Source organism: Paraburkholderia sp. SG-MS1 (assembly GCF_012275575.1).
Lineage (GTDB): Bacteria > Pseudomonadota > Gammaproteobacteria > Burkholderiales > Burkholderiaceae > Paraburkholderia.
Window position 1 is genome coordinate 1 of sequence record NZ_NPIH01000286.1, and the last position, 24,065, is coordinate 24,065.

At 61.4% G+C, this 24,065-nt stretch carries 23 protein-coding genes, 1 tRNA gene and 4 pseudogenes; 15 read left to right on the top strand and 13 right to left on the bottom strand.

Going from position 1 to position 24,065, the window contains the following annotated elements; all coding sequences use genetic code 11:
* Window positions 1-71 precede the first annotated feature (71 nt).
* Window positions 72-398 (bottom strand): annotated as a pseudogene (locus CIC12_RS30905) (IS6 family transposase); the annotation flags it as partial.
* 60 nt (window positions 399-458) lie between these two features.
* The gene (locus tag CIC12_RS30910; protein WP_168670068.1) at window positions 459-1,400 is read right to left on the bottom strand and encodes a terpene synthase family protein; all 942 of its coding nucleotides are present in this window, start codon (window positions 1,398-1,400) and stop codon (window positions 459-461) included.
* Window positions 1,401-1,714: 314 nt separating this feature from the next.
* Here CIC12_RS30910 and CIC12_RS33965 point away from each other — a divergent pair.
* Window positions 1,715-1,874, top strand: a pseudogene (locus tag CIC12_RS33965) (IS6 family transposase); the annotation flags it as partial.
* A 64-nt stretch (window positions 1,875-1,938) separates the two neighbouring features.
* Here the strand turns inward: CIC12_RS33965 and CIC12_RS30915 are convergent.
* Window positions 1,939-2,064: pseudogene (locus CIC12_RS30915) on the bottom strand (recombinase family protein); the annotation flags it as partial.
* A gap of 88 nt (window positions 2,065-2,152) precedes the next feature.
* Here CIC12_RS30915 and CIC12_RS33490 point away from each other — a divergent pair.
* Window positions 2,153-2,377, top strand: a pseudogene (locus CIC12_RS33490) (IS3 family transposase); the annotation flags it as partial.
* A 159-nt stretch (window positions 2,378-2,536) separates the two neighbouring features.
* Here the strand turns inward: CIC12_RS33490 and CIC12_RS30920 are convergent.
* Together CIC12_RS30920 and ppnP are read right to left on the bottom strand one after the other, a co-directional pair.
* Window positions 2,537-2,621 (bottom strand) — tRNA-Leu (locus CIC12_RS30920).
* A gap of 209 nt (window positions 2,622-2,830) precedes the next feature.
* Window positions 2,831-3,151 carry a pyrimidine/purine nucleoside phosphorylase gene (ppnP, locus tag CIC12_RS30925; RefSeq protein ID WP_168670070.1) on the bottom strand — a complete coding sequence of 107 codons (321 nt, stop codon included), beginning with the start codon at window positions 3,149-3,151 and terminating at the stop codon, window positions 2,831-2,833.
* A 589-nt stretch (window positions 3,152-3,740) separates the two neighbouring features.
* Between ppnP and CIC12_RS30930 the strand changes: the two genes are divergently transcribed.
* Window positions 3,741-5,504, top strand: a complete 1,764-nt coding sequence (locus CIC12_RS30930; protein ID WP_168670072.1) for an MOSC domain-containing protein — start codon at window positions 3,741-3,743, stop codon at window positions 5,502-5,504.
* Between the two features lie 5 nt (window positions 5,505-5,509).
* On the opposite strand, the gene CIC12_RS30935 is transcribed toward CIC12_RS30930, so the two are convergent.
* Window positions 5,510-6,094, bottom strand: coding sequence for a TMEM175 family protein (locus CIC12_RS30935; protein WP_168670074.1), 585 nt, complete (start codon window positions 6,092-6,094; stop codon window positions 5,510-5,512).
* Window positions 6,095-6,277: 183 nt separating this feature from the next.
* Window positions 6,278-6,910 carry a CGNR zinc finger domain-containing protein gene (locus CIC12_RS30940; RefSeq protein ID WP_168670372.1) on the bottom strand — a complete coding sequence of 211 codons (633 nt, stop codon included), beginning with the start codon at window positions 6,908-6,910 and terminating at the stop codon, window positions 6,278-6,280.
* Window positions 6,911-7,078: 168 nt separating this feature from the next.
* Between CIC12_RS30940 and CIC12_RS30945 the strand changes: the two genes are divergently transcribed.
* The 4 genes from CIC12_RS30945 to CIC12_RS30960 all read left to right on the top strand — a co-directional run bounded on the left by CIC12_RS30945 (window position 7,079) and on the right by CIC12_RS30960 (window position 9,628).
* Window positions 7,079-7,774 (top strand): alpha/beta fold hydrolase, encoded by a 696-nt coding sequence (locus CIC12_RS30945; protein WP_168670076.1) that lies wholly within the window; start codon window positions 7,079-7,081, stop codon window positions 7,772-7,774.
* A gap of 67 nt (window positions 7,775-7,841) precedes the next feature.
* Window positions 7,842-8,696 (top strand): alpha/beta fold hydrolase, encoded by an 855-nt coding sequence (locus CIC12_RS30950; RefSeq protein WP_168670078.1) that lies wholly within the window; start codon window positions 7,842-7,844, stop codon window positions 8,694-8,696.
* Window positions 8,697-8,699: 3 nt separating this feature from the next.
* Window positions 8,700-8,819 (top strand): zinc-binding dehydrogenase, encoded by a 120-nt coding sequence (locus CIC12_RS33730; RefSeq protein WP_168670080.1) that lies wholly within the window; start codon window positions 8,700-8,702, stop codon window positions 8,817-8,819.
* 38 nt (window positions 8,820-8,857) lie between these two features.
* Window positions 8,858-9,628, top strand: a complete 771-nt coding sequence (locus tag CIC12_RS30960; protein WP_168670082.1) for an SDR family oxidoreductase — start codon at window positions 8,858-8,860, stop codon at window positions 9,626-9,628.
* Between the two features lie 61 nt (window positions 9,629-9,689).
* On the opposite strand, the gene CIC12_RS30965 is transcribed toward CIC12_RS30960, so the two are convergent.
* The gene (locus CIC12_RS30965; protein WP_168670084.1) at window positions 9,690-10,289 is read right to left on the bottom strand and encodes an NUDIX domain-containing protein; all 600 of its coding nucleotides are present in this window, start codon (window positions 10,287-10,289) and stop codon (window positions 9,690-9,692) included.
* Between the two features lie 82 nt (window positions 10,290-10,371).
* On the opposite strand from CIC12_RS30965, the gene CIC12_RS30970 reads away from it, so the two are divergent.
* The 6 genes from CIC12_RS30970 (at window position 10,372) to CIC12_RS30995 (ending at window position 17,096) form a co-directional block, all read left to right on the top strand.
* The gene (locus CIC12_RS30970) at window positions 10,372-11,127 is read left to right on the top strand and encodes a DeoR/GlpR family DNA-binding transcription regulator (RefSeq protein WP_168670086.1); all 756 of its coding nucleotides are present in this window, start codon (window positions 10,372-10,374) and stop codon (window positions 11,125-11,127) included.
* Window positions 11,128-11,267: 140 nt separating this feature from the next.
* Window positions 11,268-11,723, top strand: a complete 456-nt coding sequence (locus tag CIC12_RS30975) for a hypothetical protein (RefSeq protein WP_168670088.1) — start codon at window positions 11,268-11,270, stop codon at window positions 11,721-11,723.
* 618 nt (window positions 11,724-12,341) lie between these two features.
* The gene (locus tag CIC12_RS30980) at window positions 12,342-14,888 is read left to right on the top strand and encodes a sensor domain-containing protein (protein WP_168670089.1); all 2,547 of its coding nucleotides are present in this window, start codon (window positions 12,342-12,344) and stop codon (window positions 14,886-14,888) included.
* A gap of 335 nt (window positions 14,889-15,223) precedes the next feature.
* Complete coding sequence (locus tag CIC12_RS30985) at window positions 15,224-15,661, top strand: PRC-barrel domain-containing protein (RefSeq protein ID WP_168670091.1); 438 nt, start codon at window positions 15,224-15,226, stop codon at window positions 15,659-15,661.
* A 585-nt stretch (window positions 15,662-16,246) separates the two neighbouring features.
* Window positions 16,247-16,822 (top strand): Fur family transcriptional regulator, encoded by a 576-nt coding sequence (locus CIC12_RS30990; protein ID WP_342030593.1) that lies wholly within the window; start codon window positions 16,247-16,249, stop codon window positions 16,820-16,822.
* An 85-nt stretch (window positions 16,823-16,907) separates the two neighbouring features.
* Window positions 16,908-17,096, top strand: coding sequence for a hypothetical protein (locus CIC12_RS30995; protein ID WP_168670095.1), 189 nt, complete (start codon window positions 16,908-16,910; stop codon window positions 17,094-17,096).
* Window positions 17,097-17,165: 69 nt separating this feature from the next.
* Here the strand turns inward: CIC12_RS30995 and CIC12_RS31000 are convergent, their stop codons facing one another.
* The 5 genes from CIC12_RS31000 to CIC12_RS31020 form a co-directional block, all read right to left on the bottom strand.
* Window positions 17,166-17,471: an H-NS family nucleoid-associated regulatory protein gene (locus CIC12_RS31000; RefSeq protein ID WP_168670097.1), complete on the bottom strand. Its 306-nt coding sequence runs from the start codon at window positions 17,469-17,471 to the stop codon at window positions 17,166-17,168.
* Between the two features lie 210 nt (window positions 17,472-17,681).
* A complete protein-coding gene (locus CIC12_RS31005) occupies window positions 17,682-19,034 on the bottom strand; it encodes an MFS transporter (RefSeq protein WP_168670099.1) in 1,353 nt (450 codons plus the stop codon).
* Window positions 19,035-19,238: 204 nt separating this feature from the next.
* Window positions 19,239-20,171 carry a 3-keto-5-aminohexanoate cleavage protein gene (locus tag CIC12_RS31010; protein WP_168670101.1) on the bottom strand — a complete coding sequence of 311 codons (933 nt, stop codon included), beginning with the start codon at window positions 20,169-20,171 and terminating at the stop codon, window positions 19,239-19,241.
* Between the two features lie 40 nt (window positions 20,172-20,211).
* Window positions 20,212-21,009: an SDR family oxidoreductase gene (locus tag CIC12_RS31015; protein WP_168670103.1), complete on the bottom strand. Its 798-nt coding sequence runs from the start codon at window positions 21,007-21,009 to the stop codon at window positions 20,212-20,214.
* Window positions 21,010-21,129: 120 nt separating this feature from the next.
* The gene (locus CIC12_RS31020; protein ID WP_274597590.1) at window positions 21,130-21,849 is read right to left on the bottom strand and encodes a GntR family transcriptional regulator; all 720 of its coding nucleotides are present in this window, start codon (window positions 21,847-21,849) and stop codon (window positions 21,130-21,132) included.
* A 265-nt stretch (window positions 21,850-22,114) separates the two neighbouring features.
* On the opposite strand from CIC12_RS31020, the gene CIC12_RS31025 reads away from it, so the two are divergent.
* The gene (locus CIC12_RS31025) at window positions 22,115-22,378 is read left to right on the top strand and encodes a hypothetical protein (RefSeq protein WP_168670105.1); all 264 of its coding nucleotides are present in this window, start codon (window positions 22,115-22,117) and stop codon (window positions 22,376-22,378) included.
* A 374-nt stretch (window positions 22,379-22,752) separates the two neighbouring features.
* Window positions 22,753-24,042 (top strand): alpha-hydroxyketone-type quorum-sensing autoinducer synthase, encoded by a 1,290-nt coding sequence (gene cqsA, locus CIC12_RS31030; RefSeq protein WP_168670107.1) that lies wholly within the window; start codon window positions 22,753-22,755, stop codon window positions 24,040-24,042.
* Window positions 24,043-24,065: the final 23 nt, after the last annotated feature.

The following is a 24,065-nucleotide window of genomic DNA, read 5'->3' on the forward strand; positions in this document are numbered from 1 at the left end:
ATATGGCGGATGGCTCTGTCGCCTTGCCGAGTGCATGACGAGATATCGTCAATGACCGTCGTGCCTCTGAACACGGTGGACGGAGCTTGGGCTATGCCGGTGAAAAGATGCCCGGCTTCACGTCGCGCGGCGAGCTGTTTGCGATACGGCGAAGCGCGCAGCAGATGCCGCTTGAGCGCGAAGTGTTGCCGGATCGGGGCTGAGCTCGAGAGAAAGGCACGCGTGCGCTCAGGCAGACGGAAACCTCGCATCCAGCGCTCGCGTTCACGCGCGGGCCGGTGGCTGTTTTCAGCGCGGTTGTTCACGCGTGCGCGAGCATTGACGAACACGTGCTTTACGTTTGCGAGTTCCGGGATCTCGAATCTGTAAATCCTCCACGGCGTAGTTGGGGTTTTACGGAATGCCAATCAGATAGCCGTGTGTCTATGTGTGCTGCAGTTGGGAGCTGCTCTGCATGATCAGGATGAAGCCAGAATGATAGCGGTGGTATGGGAACTGGCGTATCTCGGACACAAGGTGTGCCAGTAGCTGAATCCTTCCGCACAGTATTGCAAGGCTTCGCCCCAGATCCTGACGTTTCCGCTGCAATTTCGAACCCTGCTGTCAAGGGAAATGACCGATTCATTATGGATTCTGATTATCGCGGCCCTCGCTTTGTCCGTTTCACAACCGTGAATGTTCGAATATACGTTTATCAGGTTGATCCATTCTGAATCTTTGTGAAAACTGACGACCTCATTCGCCATTCCGACAATCTTGCAGGAATCCCGTACCATTTCCCTGGTTTCGCCGGAGTCAGCTACTCTTACGCCCGCGAAAACCTGAAGCAGCAGTGCAGTCTGTACCATGCCAATCGTCATGAGTCGTCGGTCGAAATACGTTCCAAAATCTCCCATGACGGCGTGCCAGGCACTCGCGCGCTCCATGACCGCGGCATCGAACCATGTCTGCATGCTTCTTGCCAAGCATTCCAGATACTCCTGCGAGCCGTTCCTTTGGCGCAAATCCGATACGACGCTCCACCACGCACGCATATAGGGATCGGCCATATCCGGCGTTTCACGTAAGGAAAATATCCGGTATATGATCTCGCCGTTGCCTCCCCCCGTCTCAATGACAAAATCATCCCAGAGCAGCCATAGCGTGATGTATTTTGCATAGAGCAGCAAATCGGCATGCCCACCATTCGGATAGGAGCAGCCTGCATATGCCCCGACATCCATGGCGACTACCCTGTCCAGTCTTTCCTTGTCACGCAGGAGTCCGAAATCGTTCATCCACGAAATGACTTCCTCTGCCAGAGTTCCTGAATAAGCGGATTGACGGACATGTATGAGAGCCAGTTGCGGTGTGGATGGAGAACTGACGGACACATCGACAGCCTTTGGTAGGTTTTTCATGAAGGGTACCCGTGTATCGAATCGCCCATGAACGCGGACTGTATTCAGATTGCAGAAACTGACGGCCGACAGGGTGTCTGTCAACCGTCAGTTTAGTGCGTCACCTGCTTGAAGTTGACCAGGGTTCCATTCCCGAACCCGATCACATCGGCTTGCTTGCGTCTTTCACCGAGGTAAATATCTGCAGACTTGCCGGGTCAAGGTTGCACACGGTGTGGTTTGTATCTGAGAGAGCGTGCTCCTGCGACGCGACTTTCGCACACCCAAAAGTTTAGGATATTTAAAAGGAATTCGTGGAAAATGGTACGCAGAAACGGGCAATCAAGCGGCGCATCCGCCCCATGCTCGGGTTCAGGAAATTTCGCCGCGCCCGCCTCCTCCTGGTTGGCACTGAGGTCATGCATATAATTGCCGAAGGGCGGATGGAGAACGTCGGCATCGACCAGTCCCGCCGAACAGTTTTACTCACTCTCGATACAAGTACTCCTAATCATATCTGGACCTAGTTGTCTTGCGATCTTTATCACGACAAAACCGGCCCGGTGCGTCCGGACTTCACGCCACTTGCGGTGTCCTCGAACACGCGCTTGCACCCAGCCTTTGTCAGGCCGTCGCGTTGCGGGTCGAGATGCTGATCATCCGTCGAGACACGGGCATTTCCAATGAACGGCCAGTTCCAGTTTGTCCGATGAAAACCCAGTACGGTCGGACATAGAAAAATGGAAGCTGATGCTGGATGCCTTTATGCCTTCGGGGTCGAGCCGATCTGCGAGGTTTTGCGGATTGCCTGTCGGGCTATCGGGAGTCATGCAGCACAGCTTCGCGATCCATCGCGCCGCTGCGCTCGTGCGATACGCGATGCCCGTCTGCGCTCCAAGATCCAGCGTGTCTGGTAGGCCAACATGCGGGCCTACGGAGCCCGGAAGCAAATGACGCGGAAGCGTATCGCGGGGGCTCGCTGCACTGTCGAACGGCTGCGGGGTTGTTTTCCGCCCGCTGTGCGCTCGATATGCTAGAACCCCTGATGGGGGTTGTTATCGGTGGTAAACCATTGGATACCATGGCAAACAAAAACCCCGCTCAGCATTGTCTGGCGGGGTTGTGTCGTGAACCGTTGAAATCGGTTGAAGGGTATCTGGTGCCCAGGGCGGGATTTGAACCCGCACGCCTTTCGGCGCTACCCCCTCAAGATAGTGCGTCTACCAATTTCGCCACCTGGGCAAGGGGGCGCCATTGTAACGGGCGAATCATCTTTTGTGAATGCCCGTATCGTTACCCGCCAATGGGATGTGAACAACCGTGGTTCAGACGTACGGTGCCCAAGCGAACTCCAACGCCGCCACGCAGATCGTAGCCACCAACGCGGGGCTTCCATACGACCGCACGGGCGCAAAACCGCGTGCGGCAACGGACGCCGCGCGCGTCCACCTTTACAGATAGCTGCAAACGTAATCGAGTGTTTCGATCGCGTCGATATCGAAGCGGCTCTTGCCGGGCACCGAGAACGATTCGCCCGCGCTATACGTCTTCCACTCGTCGCTGCCTTCGAGGCGTATGCGACACTGGCCGGCCTGCACTTCCATCAGTTCCGGCGCGTCGGTGCCGAAGTTGAGCGCGCCTGGCAGGATCACGCCGAGTGTCTTTCGCGAGCCGTCGGCGAAGAGCACGGTGTGCGAGACACACTTGCCATCGAAATACACGTTGGCTCGTTTGATAATGGAAACCTGATCGAACTGCGTTGCGGCCGTCATGGCGAGTCTTCCTCTGGGTCGTCGTGAATGGATAGGTTGGCACCGGGGAATCGCGGCAGCGGTGCGCGATCTGCGGCGCGGGCCGACCGCGCGAGCTTCGCTCCGGCGCGAGCCCGCCATCATACAGCTTGTCGGCGATCCCAATCGCGGCCTGGCGTGCAAAGACGCATGCCCTCGGCGAGCCTGCCAATCTGCTCGTGCCCCAGCACCGTGCACCGAGCGCATGCGTTCAGATTTGCGCACTCAAGCGTGCGCATCGCGCCAACCATACGCTCGACCAGCAAGGCGTTTACTTACCCGGCAAATAGTTTCACTATGGTCATCGCATGCGTGATCATCCAGTGTCCAATAGGCCGGAACTTCGCTAACGCCGTTTGAACTAACCTGGCAAAAGCACGCGTCACCCCGCCCGCCGATGGCGTTCTACGAAGAAGACGAGCGGATCGTCGGTCATGCCGCCGACAGCTATCATCGCATCGACATTTGCCAGGCCCCGACCGTGAGCTGAGCGTCGACGAAGTGCTTCCGGCCCGCAACCGGCTGTGAGCGAACATTCACTCACGCGCGCTCGCGACTGCGGAGAATAACTATGGCTCGACTGCTATCGATCAACGTCGGACTTCCGCGCGATATCGCCTGGAAAGGCCGCACTGTGCACACAGGCATCTGGAAAAACCCGGTGCAGGGGCGCTGCTGGGCCGGCCGGTTGAACCTCACGGGAGACGGCCAGGGCGACCTCGCGGGACACGGCGGTGAGCAACGCGCTGTCTTTGTCTATCAGATCGAATCGAGCCGCTATTGGCAGGAGCAACTGCAACGGACCGATCTCGCGTACGGACAGTTCGGCGAGAACTTCACGGTCGAAGGCATGCCCGATTCCGTCGTGTGCATCGGCGACCGTTATCAGATCGGCGGCGCACTGTTCGAGGTGACGCAGCCTCGGGTGACATGCTATCGCGTGGGTATCCGGATGAACGAGCCACGCATGCCGGCTTTGCTGACATCCAGCGGGCGGCCGGGCTTCTACTTGCGCGTGCTGCGGGAGGGCGAAGTGGGCGCCGGCGACGAGATCGTGAAAGTGGGCGAGGCATGCGAGCGCATGACGGTCGCCGAGGTCAACGCGCTCCTTTATTCATCCGATCATCCGCGCGACCGGCTGGAACGGGCTTTGCGGATAGAGGCGCTGTCGCGGGGATGGCGCTGGTCGTTTGAGGCACTACTGCAAAGCCACACGACAGGCGCGAAGGACGGCAACGTGGGGCTTGCGCCCGCAGCCGCGTCGCATCCGGTCGAAGCGGGATTCAGGCCGCTCACTGTCGCAGCCATCGAGCAGGAGTCCGCCGATGTGGTGTCGCTGAGGTTCAGGAGCGCCGATGGACGGCCGCTGTGCGCGGCGCTGCCTGGCCAGTACGTCGTGCTGCGCCTTCGACCGGCAGTCGGCGGCCCGCCACTTTTTCGCAGCTATTCGCTGTCGGGCGACATCTCGACCGAGCGGTATCGGATCAGTGTGAAGACGGAGCCGCACGGCGTTGCCGGCATCTACTTGCAGGAGCATGTTCAGGTGGGCGACGTGCTCGACGTCAGCGCGCCGCGCGGAAGCTTTGTTCTGCAGCCAGGAGACGGCCCGGTCGTGTTGGTCAGCGCGGGGATCGGAGCGACGCCGGTGCTCGCGATGCTGCATGCACTGTCGTCCGCGCGCTCGACGCGGCGGGTCTTGTGGCTCCACGCGGCGCACGACAGGCAGCATCATGTACTCGCTGGCGAAGCCCGCCAGCTCGTGCTCGCGCTCGCTCATGGGCGCAGCCATGTCTGTTATAGCGCGCCGGGGACACAGGATCGCACGGGTGAGCATTTCGACACGGCGGGTCATCTGTCGCGGGCCGTTCTCGACGAGGTCGGTGTCTCGCGGGATGCTGACGTCTACATCTGCGGACCGTCCCGTTTCATGACCGACATGAAACAAGCGTTCGCCTCCCTCGGCGTCGCGCCGCAACGGATTCACGTTGAACTCTTCAACGGCAGCGAGTCGCTGAATCCGGGCATCGTCGGGGCTGCGGCGCGCGCGCCGCATCTGCCGGAACACGACACCAGCAATGGTCCGTTGATATCGTTTGCGCGCAGCGGCATCGCGGTGCATTGGGACGCGTCGGTGTATCAAAGCGTTCTCGAACTGGCCGAAGCATGCGATGTCCCAGTCCGCTGGTCCTGCCGCACAGGTGTCTGTCACAACTGCGAGTGCGGTCTGATATCGGGTGAGGTGATCTATGGACCTGAGCCGCTCGACAAGCCTGCCAGCGGTAACCTTCTCGTTTGCTGCTCACAACCGGTTGGCGACGTGGTGATCGATTTGTGAAGCCCTCACGAGCGAGGACCTGAAACATCGGGCCGCAGGTGAAGCATCAATGACCCGCATATCAGCGCAAAGCCGATGCGCGGCGCGACGATGGCAACCAGCATGGCGATCGCAAAGCCCGCGAGCACGATCAATGAGCGGGACCGTGCCGCGCGACGCGCACGCGCGGGCAGTTGGCCCGGATCCGCACCGCACAGGATGCGGTGTTCGAAGATGTTGTACGCAATGTCGATGCAGACGAACAGTCCCGCATACAACACCACTGGAGCCGACGCGAGTTGCGTGCGCGCGACCCACGCGGTGGCGAAGGGCAGCAGTGAAACGAGGAAGAGATGGATGAAGTTGATCCAGATGAGCCCCAGCGTCGGCGCACCGGTGAACCTCATCAGGTGATGATGGTTGATCCAGATAATGACGATGAATACGTAGCTCATCGCATAGCTGACCGCCATCGGCCATAAGGGCCACAGGTTTGAAAATGCCGGTTCCTCGGGCGCCTTGAGTTCCAGCACCATGATGGTCACGATCACGGCGAACACGGCGTCTGAAAATGCAGTCAGCCGTTCTGCGGTTACTTTTGCTTCGCGCATAGCACCCTCCTGGAATGAGCAGGACGTCGATCGAGCCCGAACATGGACAGGCGAATACGGTTAGCGACCTGCGCTCACTCAACGTCAGTGCCGGAACCAGCCATCACGCTGATGGCGCCACGTTCCGCACGCGTTTCCAGCAATCGGGTTCAGGCGATCCGCTTCGGTGCCGTGGACGCGTCGTCAGCCGTTCTTCTGTTCCCTGATCCGCGCCCGGTGGGCGGCGACCTTCGCACGGTTGCCGCAGATCGCCATGCTGCACCAGCGACGCGCGTGGCCCCGGGTGTGATCGGCGAATAGCAACGTGCAGCGCGGACCCTCACACGCTTTCACGTACATGAAGTCTTCCTCGCATACCAATCTGGCGAGCAATTCCGCGAGCGGCATCAGCAACGACTCCGCCGATTGCCAGCGGCGATTCGCGCGAAATTCGAAGCGCGTCGCGCCGTCCGCGGTAATCGCCACGATTTCGCCGTATTGCGCGTCCCGCTCGAGCAGCTGATTCAGCGGGCCGAGATCACGCAGGTCTTTCGCGCTCAGCGACCGTCCCTTCCTCTTCTGGACAAAGCCCCTGAACCACTCGCGCAGCGAACGCGCCTGGGCCGCCACGGCGTCCAGCTCGGCGGAGGTGGACTGCGCGCGGATTGCCGCAAGTGCGGCCGGCGGCACCAGCTCCGCCTGTTCCAGCCAGGCCAGCAGACCCGCGCCGTCGCTGATCCAGTCGACTTCCTCGTCCACCGGCGTTGCAACCGAGTTCAGGAAATCGAGGCCGGGCGCGTCGGCCACAAGTATCGGGGGATTCTGGTGGTAGTCCATCTCGTCACGCCAGCAAAAGAGAATGATGAAGTGTAACCAGTAAAAATGTCGTTGACAAGTTACTTTAAAAATGAGTAACCTGTATAAATGGCATTTTGCGGTTACGTGACTGTCGCGGTTGGGCGACATCAAGCGTGGCTAGGGTCGACTTTTCTTCAGGAGCGAAACATGTCTCGAGGCAAGCTGAATGTGGTGCTGGTGCACGGCGCATGGGCGGATGGATCGAGCTGGAGCAAAGTGATCCATGGTTTGAAAGTGCGGGGCGTGAACGCGGTCGCGGCGCCGTTGCCGCTAACGTCACTGAACGACGATGTGGCCGCGCTCGATCGCACGCTCGAACGGATCGATGGTCCCGTCGTGCTGGCGGGTCACGCGTATGCGGGAGCGGTGATCGGATCGACTCGCGCGGCAAACGTCGCGGCTTTGGTCTACGTCGCCGCTCTTGCGCCCGATGAAGGGGAAACGGTGGCCGACCTGTTTTATCGCGGCGCGGCGCATCCGCAAGCCCCGAGGCTGGCGCCTGATGCGCATGGCCGGATATGGCTGCCGCAGGACGCGTTCGCCTCCGCGTTCGCGCAGCACGCGGCGCCGCAGGAACTGGCACTGCTTGCCGCGGTTCAGCGTCCGATTGCGGCAGCGTGCATCGGCCAAAAGGTCGAGCGCCCGCTCTGGAGAGACCGGCCGAACTGGTTCCTCGTCGCGGAACAGGACCGGATGATCAGCCCGGATACCCAGCATTTCATGGCACGCCGCATGAGCGCCGAAGTGCGTGCGTGCGAGGTCGATCACACGCCGATCATCACGGCGCCCGAGGCCGTCACCGACCTCATCGTCGAAGCAGCGCGAGCCGTGCCGGCGCGTTGAACGTGCTGGTGGTCCGGTCACGTAGTCGAGCTAGTCGCTCAATCCCGTTCATTTGTGGAGAGAAACCATGTCGCCCATTTATTATCGCCATGCCGACGTTGACGGCTTCAAGGTGTTTTATCGCGAAGCGGGTCGTCCCGGCGCGCCGAAGCTGCTGCTTCTGCACGGATTCCCGAGTTCAAGCCATATGTTTCGCGATCTGATTCCGAAGCTCGCCGACCGTTTCCATATCGTCGCGCCCGATCTGCCCGGCTTCGGACAATCGGACATGCCGTCACGGGACCGCTTCGCCTACACGTTCGACAACGTGGCGAACGTGATCGATCGCTTCACTGAAGTGGTCGGCTTCGATCGCTTTGCGTTGTACGTGTTCGACTACGGCGCGCCGACGGGCTTTCGCCTCGCGCGCAAGCATCCCGAGCGGATCACGGCGCTGATTTCGCAGAACGGCAACGCTTATGAAGAGGGTTTGAGCGACGGCTGGAATCCGATCCGCGCGTATTGGCAGGAGCCTTCTCGCGCCAATCGCGAAGCGCTCCGTGCTCTGCTCACGCGCGAAACGACGGTCTGGCAATACACGCACGGCGTTCCCGACGCGGGCGCCGTCTCGCCGGACGGTTATTCGCTCGACGATTTCTATCTGAGCCGGCCGGGTGCGGCCGACGTCCAGCTCGATCTGTTCGGCGACTACCGAAGCAACGTCGCGCTGTATCCGTCGTTCCAGCAGTATTTCCGCACGCATCAGCCGCGCTTTCTCGCGGTGTGGGGAAAGCACGATCCGTTCTTCCTGCCCGCTGGTGCGGAAGCATTCAGGCGTGACTTGCCGGGCGCGGACGTGCGCTTCTTCGATACCGGTCATTTCGCGCTGGAGACGCACGCGAGCGAGATTGCCGCGGCCATTTCGGATTTCCTCACTCGCTGAACCGTGTACGCCGGTCGCCTCGATGCAACGCCGTCGCGCCTATTCGGTTTTGACGAGATTCGCGCAGCGCATCGCGTGATGGAAGCCAACGAAGGCGATGGAAAGATGGTCGTCGTTGTTTAACCAGCCGTTCAGATGTTCTTGAATTCAGGAGAGCGGAAATGTCCAGCAGAGTTGCAATCGTCACAGGCGCAAGCCAGGGAATCGGCCGTTCGACGGCGATCAGGTTAGCGCGGGATTTCTCGTCGGTCGTGATCGTCGCCCGCAATCGGGAGAACCTCGATGAAGTCGCGATCGAGATCAGGCAGGCCGGCGCCGAAACGCTCGTCATCGATCTCGATCTCGCGCAGCCCGATGCTGCACAAGAAGTGGTCGATCGAACGCTCGCCGCGTTCGGAAAGATCGATGCGTTGCTTAACATCGCCGGCGCCGTGCCGCAGATCGACGTATTCGACATGACCGACGAGCAATGGGAGCGCGGCTTCGCACTGAAGCTGCACGGTGCGCGGCGTCTGACGATGGCGGCATGGCCGTCGTTGAAGAAGACGGGTGGATCGGTGGTGCTGATGTCGGGCAACTCGGCGCTGTTTCCCAAGGCGCCGTATGCGGCGGTAGGCACGATCAACGCGGCGATCGTCGCGCTCGCGAAAGCTTTCTCGGACCGCGGTATTACCGATGGCGTGCAGGTCAACAGCGTGTTGCCGGGACCGGTGATGACCGGCCGACGGCGCGCCTATCTGGAGCATTGGGCGCCGCTGCACGACATGACCGTCGAAGAAGCGACGGAGAAGTTTCCCGCCGAAGCCGGCATTGCGCGCTATGGCAAGCCGCAGGAGATCGCCGAGTTGATGGCGTTCGTCGTCTCGCCCGCTGCTCACTGGATGACGGGCTCGACGTTGCGAATGGACGGTGGAGAAGTGAAGGCGATCTGAATGCGACGCGACGTCACGCGTGGAGTGCAACAAGGGTCGGCAACGAGGATAGGGCGTAAGGTCACTGTGAACGCTGCTGCGCCTGTTCGCGCAGCGCAAGGAATTGCAGCAGCATGATGGTCTTGGCGTCGACGATCTCGCCACGGCGCATGCCTTCCAGGGCTTCTTCCAGAGCCAGCTCGACGACCTCGATGTCTTCGCCTTCGGTGTGCACTCCGCCGCCGTTGCCGACCCGCGTCCCCGCATCGTATTCGGCGATGAAAAAGTGCAGCTTCTCCGTCACGGAGCCGGGGCTCATATAAGCCTCGAAGACTTTCTGCACGTGTTGCACGCGGTAGCCGGTTTCTTCCTCCACCTCGGCGCGAATGCGTTCTTCCGGCGACGCCTTCTCGAGCAGACCCGCCGCGGCTTCCAGCATCATTCCGTCGTGACCGTTGACGAACGCGGGCAAGCGGAATTGCCGGGTCAGCACCACGGTCTTTTTCGCCCGGTTGAACAGCAGCAGCGTCGCGCCATTGCCCCGGTCGTACGTTTCGCGCGTTTGCCGCTGCCACGTGCCGTCGCGCCGCAGGAATTCGAACGTTGTTTTCTTCAGTACGTACCAGTCGTCGGACAGCACGGTCGTATCGATGATGCGTACACGGTCTTGCGTGGCTGCCATATAACAAGCTCCTGCTGGTCGGATCGTGGCATTTGATGATATCGTGCATATTCGTGTAATATCAAGAAAAAACGTGCAAATTATGTTGACCAGCCAACGTAAGAAAACCATCCTCGAATGGCTTGCCCGGGACGGGCAGGTGCTCGCGGCGCCGCTCGCCGTGCAGTTCGGCGTGTCGGAGGACACCATACGGCGTGACTTGCGCGAACTCGCCGCCGAGGGTTCGCTGCAGCGGGTTCACGGCGGCGCGCTGCCCGCGTCGCCAGCTGTCGCTTCCTTTTCGAAGCGGCGCACGCTGGCGTCTTCGGGCAAACGCGCGATCGGCATGGCCGCGGCAAAGATGATCGAGCCAGGACAGATCGTGGTCATCGACGGCGGGACGACCTGCGCCGAACTTGTCAGGCACATCCCGCCCTCGCTGGCGGCGACGGTCGTGACGCACAGTCCCACGATTGCCGTCGCGCTGGCCGAACACCCGTCGATCGAAGTGATCGTGATCGGCGGCAGGCTCTACAAACATTCGATCGTGACCGTCGGCGCAGCCGCCATCGAGGCGATGTCGCATATCCACGCTGACCTCTACTTCATGGGCGTGACCGGTGTTCATCCAACTGCGGGACTCAGCACCGGCGATCTGGAAGAGGCCTATGTAAAACGCGCGCTTGCCGCGCGTTCGGCGGAGACCGTCGTGCTTGCGACCAAGGAAAAGCTCAACGCAGCGTCGGCATATGCCATCGGCGACGTGACGCTTGCACAGACCGTGGTGGTCGAGCGTTCGACCGATGCGCAATTGACCGCGCCGCTGGAGGCCGCTGGCGTAAGCGTGGTGCGTGCGTAACGTCCAATGCGCGCGATAAGTGGCCGTTCTTCTTGCGCAGGGCTTTCGCCCATGTCCGCGCGAGTCGCGCAAGCGGACCCGCGAGCGCTTCCGGCACACAGCTATAATCGCGCTCGAATGTGGCTTAGGAGGTTTGACTCGTGAAAAAGATCGCTGCTTCTGTGCTTGCTGCGCTTGTGCTCGCCGGTTGCTCGTCGCCTGAAAAGCAGGCGAAGCAAGCCGAGCAATTCCTCCATAACGAGACCGGCCTGGCTGCTGCCCAGCGCAATGCGACCGTCACTTGCGATGCGCAGAACTGCGACGCGGCGTGGGCGCTGACCAGGCGCTACATCGAACAGCATTCCGACACGCATGTGACACGCGCGGACGCGGTCGCGATCGAAACCGACGTGCCCTCTGGCTCGGGCGATGCCGCCTTCTCAGCGAGCCGCGATGCGAAAGGCGCGGGCGCGACGCTCACGCTCTTTGCACAGTGCCGCGGCATGTACGGACCGGACGGCGCGAAGGGTTCGGACTACGACGAGTGCGCGGAGAAAATCCTCAAGACGCAGAATGGTTATGTGGCGTTTCTGCGGGCCCATACGTCGGGACAATAAGCGCGTTATTGAATCTCTGCTCTGACGCGGTGAGTGCGCTTTGTTCAATCCTGATTCGGTCATGAATTAATCACCGTTTTCCTGCGCGTACTCATTGCGCGTTGCGAGCAACTGATCGATGCGACGCGCTCAGGCATGTCCGGGCAACGGCGTCGCGTGATGTTGGCCGATGCCGTGCCGACGAAGTCGCTGTCTATGTGTTTGATGCGTGCCGCCGACGCCACGTCGATTTCGACCGGCTGCTCAGCCGGGCGCGTTGATCCCTGCAAACCGTTCGGTAAGTTATCGATACCGTCGAATAGTGCGATAGATCCAAAGCCGGGGACCGGAACCGTGCGGTGAATCCAGCCGTCGTCATCGAGCTATGAATTTTCGTTTCCGCACTTATGCGAACGCAGGGAATGTGTAGGCCGCCCCGGCTTGCATCGGAGGGTTCGGGTAAACGCTTTTATCGGTTCTCAGTATGCGTTATGGCGTTCTCTTTGCGGCTGCATTACTCTCGTTGAAAAGCGGCGCGCGGCAGCCGTCGGCCGGCTGCAAGACGCAACGCCGATACATTGAGCCGGGCGAAGTCGGCGTCAGCGTGGGGAACGGTAGGAACGGCAAGGGGCGAAGACGATGCTGCAAGCTCAAACAGCCAGGATTCTCGTGCAGGTGCTGGCACAGATGCCGGTCGCGGTGGTGCTGGTGGACGAAAACGGCGCCATTGGATTCTTCAATCCGGCGGCCGAAGCGCTGTGGGGTCTGACCGCCGCGGCAGTGCTCGGCCGCGATGCCGGCACGCTGCTGCCGCCAGGGTTTCAATCCACCGACCATGCTGCGCGGGCCGGCAACGTCGACGGCATCATATCGGACCTGCAAATCGAGCGTAACGATGGCGCGACGCGGCGCGGCGTGATGTCGGTACATCGGTTCGAAGTGGATGGGCGCGCATTTCGTGCGGCCTTCATCCAGGACGTGACGGATCAGCAACGGCAGCGCGAAGAATGGCAGCAACTTTCGATGGTGCTGAATGGCAGCGATCAGGCGATTATCGTGGCGAGCCTCGACGGCACCATTTCGTTGACCAACGACGCCCTGAGGAAATTGCTGGGCTATGCGCCCGCCGAAGTCCGAGGCATGCGCCTTTTCGAGCCGTTTTCCGGGCCGCATACGAATCTGGAGACGGTTGAACGCTTGCAGTCCGTGATCCGGCAACCACCGATCGCGAGCGAGCCGCTGCGCGAGGACCTGCTCGTGTACACGAAGAGCGGCACGCCGCTGTGGATCAATGCGGGTATCACCATCGTCAGGGACAGCGCGGGCGTGCCGGTCAACGTTCTCGCGATGCTGACCGACATCACGCTGACGAGGATGCGCGAGGAGCTTCAGCAGAAGGTGCTCGATGCCATGGCGCGCGAATTGCCCGCGACCGAAGTCGCCGGCATCTTATGTCGCGAAGTGGAGCGCATCGCGCCCGAAATCGTAGCGACGTTTCTGCGCGTGGATGATCAGGGGCGGCTCTTCACCATGGCGGCGCCGCGCTTGCCCGCCACGGTGACCCGCGCGATGGACGGCGAGCCGATCGGCCCCTGCGCCGGCTCGTGCGGCACCGCCGCGTGGCGAGGCACCCCGGTCGTGGTGACGGACATCGCCAGTGATCCGTTGTGGAGCGGTTATCGTCACCTGGTGCAGCCGCTAGGACTCGCGGCATGCTGGTCGTATCCGGTCAAGGGCGCCGACGGTTCGGTGCTCGGCACGTTCGCGTTCTACTATCGCGACAATCACGGCCCGGTGGCATTTCATCAGAGCCTCGTGGATATGGGGCTGAGTCTTTGCGCACTTCTGCTCGAGCGCGAAAAAGCACGCATGCGCATTCATCAGCTAGCGTTTCACGACACGCTGACCGGCTTGCCGAATCGCAATATGTTCGAGGTTCAGGCACAGCAACTCGTCAACGATGCGCGCCGCGCCGGGAGCGATCTGGCCTTGGTGTTCATCGACCTCGACCGGTTCAAACGGGTGAACGACACGCGCGGCCATGCAACGGGCGACGAGGTGCTCTGCGAGACCGGCCGCCGTTTCAAAGCGGTGCTGCGCGACGGCGATCTGCTCGGCCGTCTCGCGGGCGATGAATTCGTCGCGGTTCTGCCGCATTGTGGCGTGCAACAGGCGACGAGCATCGTCAAGCGCCTGCTCGCCGCGACCGCGCCGCCGATTATCGTTACCGGCGCGTCGATCCATACGAGCGCCACAATCGGTATTGCGATATACCCCACGGACGGCCGGGACGTGTTGACGCTACTGCGTCAGGCGGATATCGCGATGTACCAGGCGAAGGCGGAAGGCCGCGGCGGCTTTAGTTTCTTCCGCGAGGAGATGAGCCGCAACATCGAGGAGCAGGCCATGCTGGAGGCCGACCTGCGCGTTGCACTGAAGCACGACTTGCTCGACCTCTGGTATCAGCCGCAATTCGATGCCACGAACGGACACACGCTCAGCGGCGTCGAAGCGCTGCTGCGCTGGAATCACGCGACGCTGGGCAGCGTGCCGCCGGTGCGCTTCGTCGTGCTGGCGGAGGAGTGCGGATTGATCGGCGACTTGGGCAAATGGGTGCTGGAGCGAGCATGCCGGCAACTGGCTACCTGGCGCGCACAAGGCGTGAGTATTCCGCGTGTGTCGATCAATCTGTCAGCCAGCGACTTCCGCGATTGCACGCTGGCCGACCGCGTAGCGCGGACCTTGCTCGCACACGCGTTGCAGCCATGCGACCTGACGCTCGAGATGACCGAAAGCGTGATGCTGAGCGACGAGCCCGGCGTGTTGCTGATGATCAACGCGCTTCACCGTCTGGGCGTGCAGCTGTCACTGGATGATTTCGGCACGGGTTATTCGAGCCTCGGCTACCTTCACCGTTTGCCGCTCGATGAACTGAAACTCGACAGAAGCTTCGTGCGTGATCTCGATCACAGCGACTCGGCGCGAGCGTTGACCTCGACGGTGTTGCGCATCGGCGAGAGCCTGAATATCAAGGTCGTCGCCGAAGGCGTGGAGACCGAAACGCAGCGGCAATTCCTGATCGACCATGGTTGTCCCGTGCTGCAAGGCTACCTGCTGGGACGGCCGATGACACCGCCTCTGCTCGAACAGTGGTTGCGCGGCGCGCATGCGAGAGTGCCTGTTTGACGGCGGCGCGCGACCAAGGCTTCTTCCATTTTTCTGCCCGACTCTTTCGCACAGCGCTAAGCGTGCATCTATTCACTATATTCGCGCCGGCGTGCACACGCCGTGGGAGATGTGTTCAGAATTGCGTTTGCACCACTCGATAGAAAAGCGATCTGCTTTCGCTTTCATCGGCAATGGCCGAATTGGACTACTCCATTTCGTGCGTTCATTACAGATGCCATGTCGTTCTATTGAAGGATTTTGATGCTTTACTTTTCGATTTTTGTCGACTTTAATAAAGACGCTTCACTTCGCCATCGCCATCGATTAGACGAACAATATTTAATGAGGACTTCATGAAATCAAAGATCGCCGCATTAGCGCTGATGTCCGCCTCGTTGGGCATGATCTCTTCGCCCTCATACGCGCAAGTTGCGGGCACGCAGCCTCTCGGTGTCAGCGTGACGGAGTCGACGGATCTTATCCTTGGGTGGAGCGTCAAGAAGTCGGTGCTCAACAAGGCGGTGTACAACGAGAATGGCGAAAAAGTCGGCGTTATCCACGACATTATCGTTGCGCCCGACCGGTCGGTTTCGTTTGCCATCGTCGCTGCGAATCAGTTCCTCGGCGTATCGCATCATGACGTCGCTATTCCGGTCGATCAGCTGGACTACACGGATGGCAAGCTCGTGCTGGCCGGCGCTACGAAGGCTGCGATCAAGGCGCTGCCCGTGTTCCAGTACACGAAGGTGAAGGCGACGCCGACACCGCGTTCGGAGTTTCCGCACCATTAGGCTATAGATGTGCGAGAGCCGGGTAGTTCGGAGAAGCATGATCCCGGAGACGACTGTGCCGCCGCGCCGGGTGTGAGTGACGTGCGGCGGTACAGCTCGCGATTGTTTCCGTATAAAGGCCCCGGCGCGAGCCACCTTTCGCCCCGTCTATGCCACGTACGCGGTATGTTGCGTTCATACCAATTCGCCGCACCACCTACACCATCCGCAGTCACATCCCTTAACGCCGTCGAGGCTACGCGAGCGTCTCGGTGCGGACCGGTCCGTCGCACGGACTTGTCAGGAAGAGACGGTGCAATCGGAAAAGGCCTTCAGGAATTGACTCGGTTCCCTTTCCCATCGGTGATCTGAAGCGAGCCGCGAAGCACCGGATACCGAGTTGCAAACCACAGCAGCGCCGCGCACTCAAAACGCCGTGCTAACTCGTCGTCTCGACAGGAACGGCGTCAACGAGCCGCGCGCCGACTGCATCGGCGAAGACCTGGCGCGTGATTCTCCGCAGTTGCTGACACGGTTTGCACAAAAACCCCTCGTTCGATCTGATTCGTCGTGACACGACGAGTGACTTAAGGCTCTCTTAAGGAAGTGGCTCACATAGTCTGGCAACTCGCAGATCGCCCTGCCGCGCAGGCCGACAGCCTTATCGACCACTTCCTCGCATTTGACAGACGACCCAGGCGCTTCCGGTTGCCCGTCTTGCGTTGCCACTATGTCCATGAACATTCACCGAATCCTGGAACGAGCCGGCTTGCGGCCCACGTTCCCACGTGTGCTGGTGCTGGAGTTCTTTCAGCAGCATGCCCACGAACACTTCAGCGCCAACAGCTTTACAAGCGGTTGAACGAGGACATGCGCAATCTGAGTTTGGGCACCCTCTACCGGGCGCTCGGTTTGCTGGTCGACGCGAAATTGCTGTCGAGCATGGCGTTCGGCGACGGCCGTCTGGTTTATGAACTGAACGACGGCAAGCGGCACGATCACCTGGTGTGCACGGCCTGCGGCTGCATTCATGAGTTTTTCGATGCCCAGATCGAGGCGCGGCAGAAGGCGGTGGCGGACGACCTTGAGTTCGACGTGTCGGAGCGGCAACTGGTGGTGTTCGGTCTTTGTGCCGAATGCAGAAAGGCCGAGGTGCGCGTGAAGACGGTGGTCAGGCAATAGCATGCCCACATGGTTGACGATAGGCGGCTAGCCCGTTGAACGGCGGTGCCGATTCGACAACTGCGGAGCAAGCACGGGGAGTCGCATGGCAAGCATTCAAGGGCCGCGCTTCTCCTGGGACTCGTGCATCGCGATGATGATCGCGCCGCAGCAGATGCGGGCGGCCTTGCTGCCCGCAGTCGCTAAACACAGGAAAGCGCTTGCCGATGACCTTGTGCGTTGCGTGCCGGCAAGGCCGGGCGCGATTGCACTCGCGCATCGCGCAGGCAAGTAGCTCGTTATCGGGCGACACGAACTACATCCTCAACTCCCCTTGCTCGGGCAAGTGACCGCCACGGCGCCGTTACTCGAAGAGATCAGCCTGCACATACTGCGCGCTGGAATGTTTTGGCGCGGGCTCAGGCTTTGACTCGATCCTGAAGAAAGCCGGGTCGACCCCGGCATTTTTTGCCGCCCGGAGCCAGTCGGGCATGTCGCCGAGTCCGTTCCAGTCGTTGCCCTTGGCGTCACGGTAGATCGGCGGATTGTCGAGATCGTGCTGGATTGATTCGGCGAGCGCTTCGAACGTGATGCCGAACTCGCTCATGCGGCGGCGAATCCAGATAATGAGACGTTCGCGCGCCTCACCGTCGGCGATTCTTCCTGTCATCGTTGTGCGTGCTGTGTCGGATAAGAAAAAGCCCGCTCGGAGGCGGGCTGAATCCATATCAGAGGAGACATGGAGGAGACGTGCTTAGTATAAACCCGATAACTCAATCGTGGTCGGTGACGCGGTCAATCCGTTGTGTGCTTGCCACTGAGGCCGCCGCCAGCGATCCGTATCGAAAGACGCTTCGGTGCGACCGAATCATCATCGGCCTCACACTGCTTTTTCCGCATCCCGGCAATACACAGCACGCGCGCGACGATCCTCGTCACCATGCCGCAAGCGAAGACTGCCCGCCGCGGCGATGATCAGCGCAACCGCCAGAACGATGAGGCCGTTGGTCGCGCTGCCCGTCGACTGTTCGATCAGGCCCATGACCGTAGGCCCGACGAATCCCCCGAGCAGCCCGCACGAATTGACCAGCGCGAGACCGCCGGCCAACGCGGCGCCGCTGAGCCGCGAGGAGGGGAACGTGAAAATGATCGACTGCACCACGAAGAACATGAATGCGGCGGGGCACATTCCAAGCAGACCGATCGCGGGCCGCGAGTGCGCGGCGATCAACAACCCGAGCGCCATCACAACCAGCCCGCCGACCAGCAGTAGCCGGCTGCGTGCCGAAGTGCTCGCGAAACGCGGCAGCGCCGCCGCGCCGATGGCGGCGGCAATCCACGGTGTCGCCGACAACGTTCCCACTACCAGCGGCGAGAAATGTCCCGACGCGCCGATCACGCCCGGCAGAAAGAAGATGGTCGTGTAGATGGTCAGTTGATGGCAGAAGTACACGAGAATGGCGAGCCAGACTTGCGGATCGCCCAGTGCGTGGCGCAGGGAATGGCTGGCACGTCCGTCTCCGGCTTGCGCGTCGCGTTCGGCGGCGAGACGCGCCTCGATCTCCGCGGCCTGCGCCGGCGACAGCCACGATGCTTGCTGTGGCTTGTCGGGCAGCATCTTCCAGACCACGACCGCGAGCAGCACCGCCGGCAACCCTTCGATCACGAAAAGCCACTGCCAGCCCTGCAAACCGAGCATGCCGTCGAGTTCAAGAAGCGCCCCGCCGAGCGGCCCGCCGACAATGTTCGCGACGCACACGCCGATCAGGAAATAGCCTGTTGCAAGCGCCCGTTCTTCGCGGGTGAACCAGTATGTCAGGTAGAGCATGACGCCCGGGAAGAGGCCCGCTTCAGCGGCGCCCAGCAGTAGGCGCATCACGTAGAACGACGTCTCGCCGCGCACGAAGGCCATGCCAATCGACAGCACGCCCCACGTCACCATGATGCGCGTGATCCATAGCCGCGCGCCCACCTTGTTCATCACCAGGTTGCTCGGTATTTCCAGCAATGCGTAGGTGAGAAAGAACAGTCCGGCGCCGAGTCCATAAGCGGCAGCGGAAAGCCCGAGGTCGATGCTCATGGTGTGTCGGGCCAACGCGATATTCGTGCGATCGAGAAAGCTGATGACGTAGACAACGACGAGTAACGGCATCAGCTTGCGGATCAGGAGCCGTGTAAGTGCGGATTGCGCAAGCTGATCGGCTTGCGGCTTCATTGATCGATGCGTTGACATGTGATTCCCCCGATCTGGGTAGGTGGAACGTCGGAGATCCCGGTGCCCGGTTCGGCGCAGCAACTGCGCCCTGGCAACGGACAGCGACCCGCTTTGCGCGTGTATGCGTGGAGGCGAAGGGCGAGGCACGCGCGGCCAGATGCCTTTCGACTGCCCCTGCCATCTCCTTCCGTTTCCGTGCCGGATGGCTTGCGTGGGCGGCGATCAGAAACGCACGTTGTCCTTGCCCTTGAGACCCAGCATCGCGCGCGCTTCGGCCGGCGTGGCGATGTCGAGAGACAGTCCTTCGATCACTTTTCTGATCTGCCGAACCTGGGCGGCGCTCGATTCAGCGAGTTTGCCTGGTCCAATCCAGAGCGAATCCTCGAGGCCGACACGGACGTTCGAACCCTGCGTCAGACCCATGGTCGCGAGCGGGATCTGGTTGCGGCCGGCTCCGAGGATCGACCAGACATAGTCGTTGCCGAACAGACGGTCGGCGGTGCGCCGCATGTGCATCAGGTCTTCCGGATGAGCGCCAATGCCGCCGAGCAAACCGAAAACGCTTTGAATGAAGAACGGCGGCTTGGCGAGATTGCGCTCGACGAAGTGGGCGAGGTTGTACAGATGCGAAATGTCGTAGCACTCGAACTCGAAGCGTGTTCCATTGGCGCCGCATGATGTCAGGATGTACTCGATGTCCGCAAACGTATTCTTGAAGACGAGATCGCGGCTCGCTTCGAGATGCTGCCGTTCCCAGTCGTGCTTCAGCTCCTTGAAGCGTTCGAGCATCGGATAGAGGCCGAAATTCATCGAGCCCATGTTGAGCGAGGCGATCTCCGGCTGGAAGTGATGCGCGGGGCGCAGCCGCTCCGCCACGGTCATATGCGGGCTGCCGCCGCTGGTGAGGTTGATGACGGCGTCGGTTTGCGCCTTGATCTGCGGCAGGAATTCGGAAAACACGGCCGGATCCTGGGTGGGTCGTCCGTCACCGGGGTCGCGGGCATGCAGATGCAGGATCGCCGCGCCTTCGGTTGCTGCCGCCAGTGCGGCCTCCGCTATCTGCTGGGGGGTGATCGGCAGGTAGGGCGACATCGACGGTGTGTGGATCGCGCCCGTCGGCGCGCAGGTAATGATGACTTTACGGGTTGAGGCCATGAGAATCGGAGTCCACGCAGAGGAAGGAAAGAGGGAAGCGTCAGAGCACTTCGACGTTGCCGCACACGGAGATAGCCTGGCCGGAAATGCCACTGCCGCCCGGCGTGCACAGGAATAGCGCGGTCGCCGCGATTTCTTCCTGAGTGGTCATGCGGCGCAGTGAGATCTTTTCGAGGTACTTCGCTTCCATCTCCGCGCAGCTCAGACCGAGCTGCTGGGCTCGCGCCGCAATCACCCCTTCCATGCGGGGGCCGCGCACAATACCCGGCTGAATGGCGTTCACGCGAATGTTGGCGGGTCCGAGTTCGATAGCGAGGCTTTTGGTCATGCCGATTACAGCCCACTTCGTGGCGGAATAGGGCGCGCGATATGCATAGCCCAATCGCCCGGCCACTGACGACATGGCGATGATCGAGCCGCCGTGAGGCGATTCGCGCAGCAGCGGCACCGCCCGTCGCGCGAAATAGAACTGCGCGTTCAGGTTGATCGCGACCGTCTGTTCCCATTGTGCGGCGTCGATTTCATCGATGCCGCCGGTCGGCCCGGCGATACCCGCATTGTTGATCAGCACGTCGAGGCCGCCGAGCCGGGATTGGACGTCCTCGAAGACACGGGCAACCGCGCTTTCATCGGCAACATCGGCGAGCGTGGCCGAGATGCTTTCGTTGTTCCTGTCGGCGCGCATCGCTTCGAGCACGCGTTCGCTCGCGTCGCAGACGTGCACTTTTGCGCCCACCTCGGTAAAGGCCCGCGCGATGGTGAGACCGATCCCACCGCCGCCGCCTGTAATCAGTACACGCAAACCCGGCGGTGGTTGCAGCATTGTCACAATACTCATGTCTTCTCGCTCCGTTGACAGACTGATGTGCTGACGCGTGTCAGCAATCAGGAATGGATAGAAATAGTTGTACTAATCGAATCAATTGCACATGATTCCATCCGGATTCATGCGTGTTCGCTAGCGGTTCGCCTGTTTTCCGCCGACGTCTTCGCGCATCTGCAGGCGCTCGATCAGACTCTGGGCTGCGTCGCCGATATCGCGCGCAATGCCCGCCCGCGCGGCTTCGCCGTCACGCCGGCAAAGCGCGTCGACGATCTGCCGATGGGCTTCCATCGAGCGCCGCATGTGCGGGATGTCCGGCGCGACGACGTTGAGGAACGGCCCGATGCGAATCCACAAGCTCTGGATCGTGGCGAGCGTGATTTCGCTCGCGCCATGCCGGTAAATTCCGCTGTGGAACGCAAAGTTGCTGCGCAGATAGTCCGCGACTTCGCCGGCTTCCGCGTGCCCGTTCATGACCTCGTAAATATCCTGAACGGCCCTGAGATGAGCGTCGGACATGCGGGTGGCGGCGCGCTGTGCCACGCAGCCCTCCAGCGCGATGCGCACGTCGCGCAGTTCCTCGACGAGTTCGAGTGTGATCGGCGGGACCATCAACGCCCGGCCCGGCCCGTCGACGAGCGCGCCTTCTGTCTGGAGCCGGGTGAGCGCGGCGCGCACCGGCATCGTGGAGGACCCGACGGCTTCGGCGACGGAACGCAGACTCAACGGCAGACCCGGCTCGAACCGGCCGCTCATGATCGCTTCGCGCAGTTGTTGATAGACCTTGCCGGCCATCGTTTCGTGCGCGACCACTTCGAGCGGGAGCACGGATGGGGATGTGGGACGCGGTGCCAAGCTCGACTCCGTTGATTTGCATTGCTGTGATGTGTGATCACAGTGAGGCAAATTCTATCCGCTGGTCGTGGGGAAGGGGCCTGGGGGAAACGTTAAGTGCGTGAGTTTGGTTTCGCCGCCGCCTCGCGCTTCATTGCCGGCTTCGATGCGGACGCCGCTGGGTATCTCACCATTTGTCTGTTTTTATCCGCCTTCATTTTCCTTGCGGCACGCAAGATGCTCACTCTCAGAACAACGGCATGCGCCGTGAAACCAGGAGACAGTCATGGACACTTTGAAAGTTGCTTGCGCCGCGCTCGTGCTTGGCATGAGCAGCGCGGCCTACGCGCAACAAGCCGGCAAAGCACCGGCCAACAGCGGCGCGCAAACGAAGGAAACTCAGCCCGGGCAGGCGGGACAGACCATCGACGCCCCGGCCGCGCAAGGCACCCCGAACAACTCGCCCGGAACGCTGATGGATAAGCGTGCGAACGCGTTGTCGCCAAATGGTGCGTCATCGCCGCCGCGAACGGGGACGGTGAAGCAATAGCAATAGACGAGCGGCCTTTGTACTTCGCGATGCATCGTGGCGCAAAGGCCCGCATCCGCATGCGTAGCGCCAGCAGCGGCGTGACGATCGGAGTACCGCCAATCGGGCCGTCGTTCAGGCATTAGCCGCGAATCGAATCCAGATCTCGGCGCCTGGTAAGCACGGCGGCAGCCTCACCTGTCTGACGAGGGTCTTTCCGGTCAACCCTACCATCTGGATTCCTGCCTTACGCCGAGAAGAAGGACGCGGGCGATCAATTTTTGCAGCGCTCAACCCATAACGCATAACTTGCCTGACTTTCCGCACACGTCATAAATGACGGGCTCACTATGGACCCGCTGTCCGCTAGGCAGCTAATCCTATGGAGCCAAAAAATGAAAAGCGTTCTTGATCGCACGACACAGCGGCACAACCGACCGGTGTTGCCGGCCTTCGTCACCTCGCGCGTCGAGCGGTATTACCGTGAGCGAGTGCAGGAAACCTGGGGCGGCGGACATATCATGCGCGGCCGCATCGCCGGGCCTGACGCGTTGCATCTGTCGAGCAACGACTATCTCGCGATTGCGAGGCATCCGGACATCATCGACAGCATGGCCCGTACGCTGCGTGAGGACGGCAACGGTCTGCTGATGTCGGGCATCTTCCTGCACGGCGATTGCCCGCAGCTTCGATTCGAAAGCCGGCTCGCCACGTTCATGCATGCGGAGGCGGGCGTGCTGTGTCAATCGGGCTACGCGGCCAACACCGGGCTGCTTCAGTCGATCGCGTCGGCGCAAACGCCGGTCTACGTCGACATGATGGCGCACATGTCGTTGTGGGAAGGCATTCGCAGCGCGGGTGCGGTGCCGGTCGCCTTCCGGCATAACGACGTTGCGCATCTGGAGCAGCAGATCGGGCGTTATGGACCGGGGGTCGTACTGGTCGACTCGGTGTACAGCACGACCGGCGGCGTCTGCCGGCTCGTTGCGATCGGGGACGTCTGCGAGCGGCACGGCTGCGTGTTCGTCGTCGACGAATCGCATTCGCTCGGCACGCACGGTCCGCGCGGCGCGGGACTCGTTGCCGAACTCGGGCTGGAGTCCCGAGTGGCGTTTCGTACCGCGAGTCTGGCGAAGGCGTTCGCGGGCAGAGCTGGCTTCATCACCTGTCCGGTCGATTTCCAGGAGTACTTCAAATTCGAATCGAATCCCGCCATCTTCAGCTCCACGCTGTTGCCGCATGAAATCAGCGGGCTCGACGCAACGTTGTCGGTGATCGAAGCCGCAGACCGGCGGCGCGCGCGACTCACCGCGAGCGCCGCCTGGCTCAGGCAGCGTTTGACCGAACTCGGGTACAACCTGAACGGCAGCCAAAGTCAGATCATCGCCCTCGAAGCTGGCACGGAACAGCGCACGATCGTGTTGCGCGACGCGTTGGAGTCGCGTGGCATTTTCGGCTCGGTGTTCTGTGCGCCTGCGACGGCGCGCAACCGTGCGCTGATCCGCCTGTCGATCCACGCGGGGCTGAGCGATATGCAGGTCGAAAAGATCGCGAGCGTGTGCCGCGACATCCGCGCCGAGGTCGAACTCGACAAGTGGGCTTCTACGTGGCGTCTCGGGGATGAACTGTCGTCCCGCCGGCGCAAGCGCGAGACCATGGACGAAAACACCGCTGTGACAGCCTGACAGGCGCGTGACATGGGGCCCGG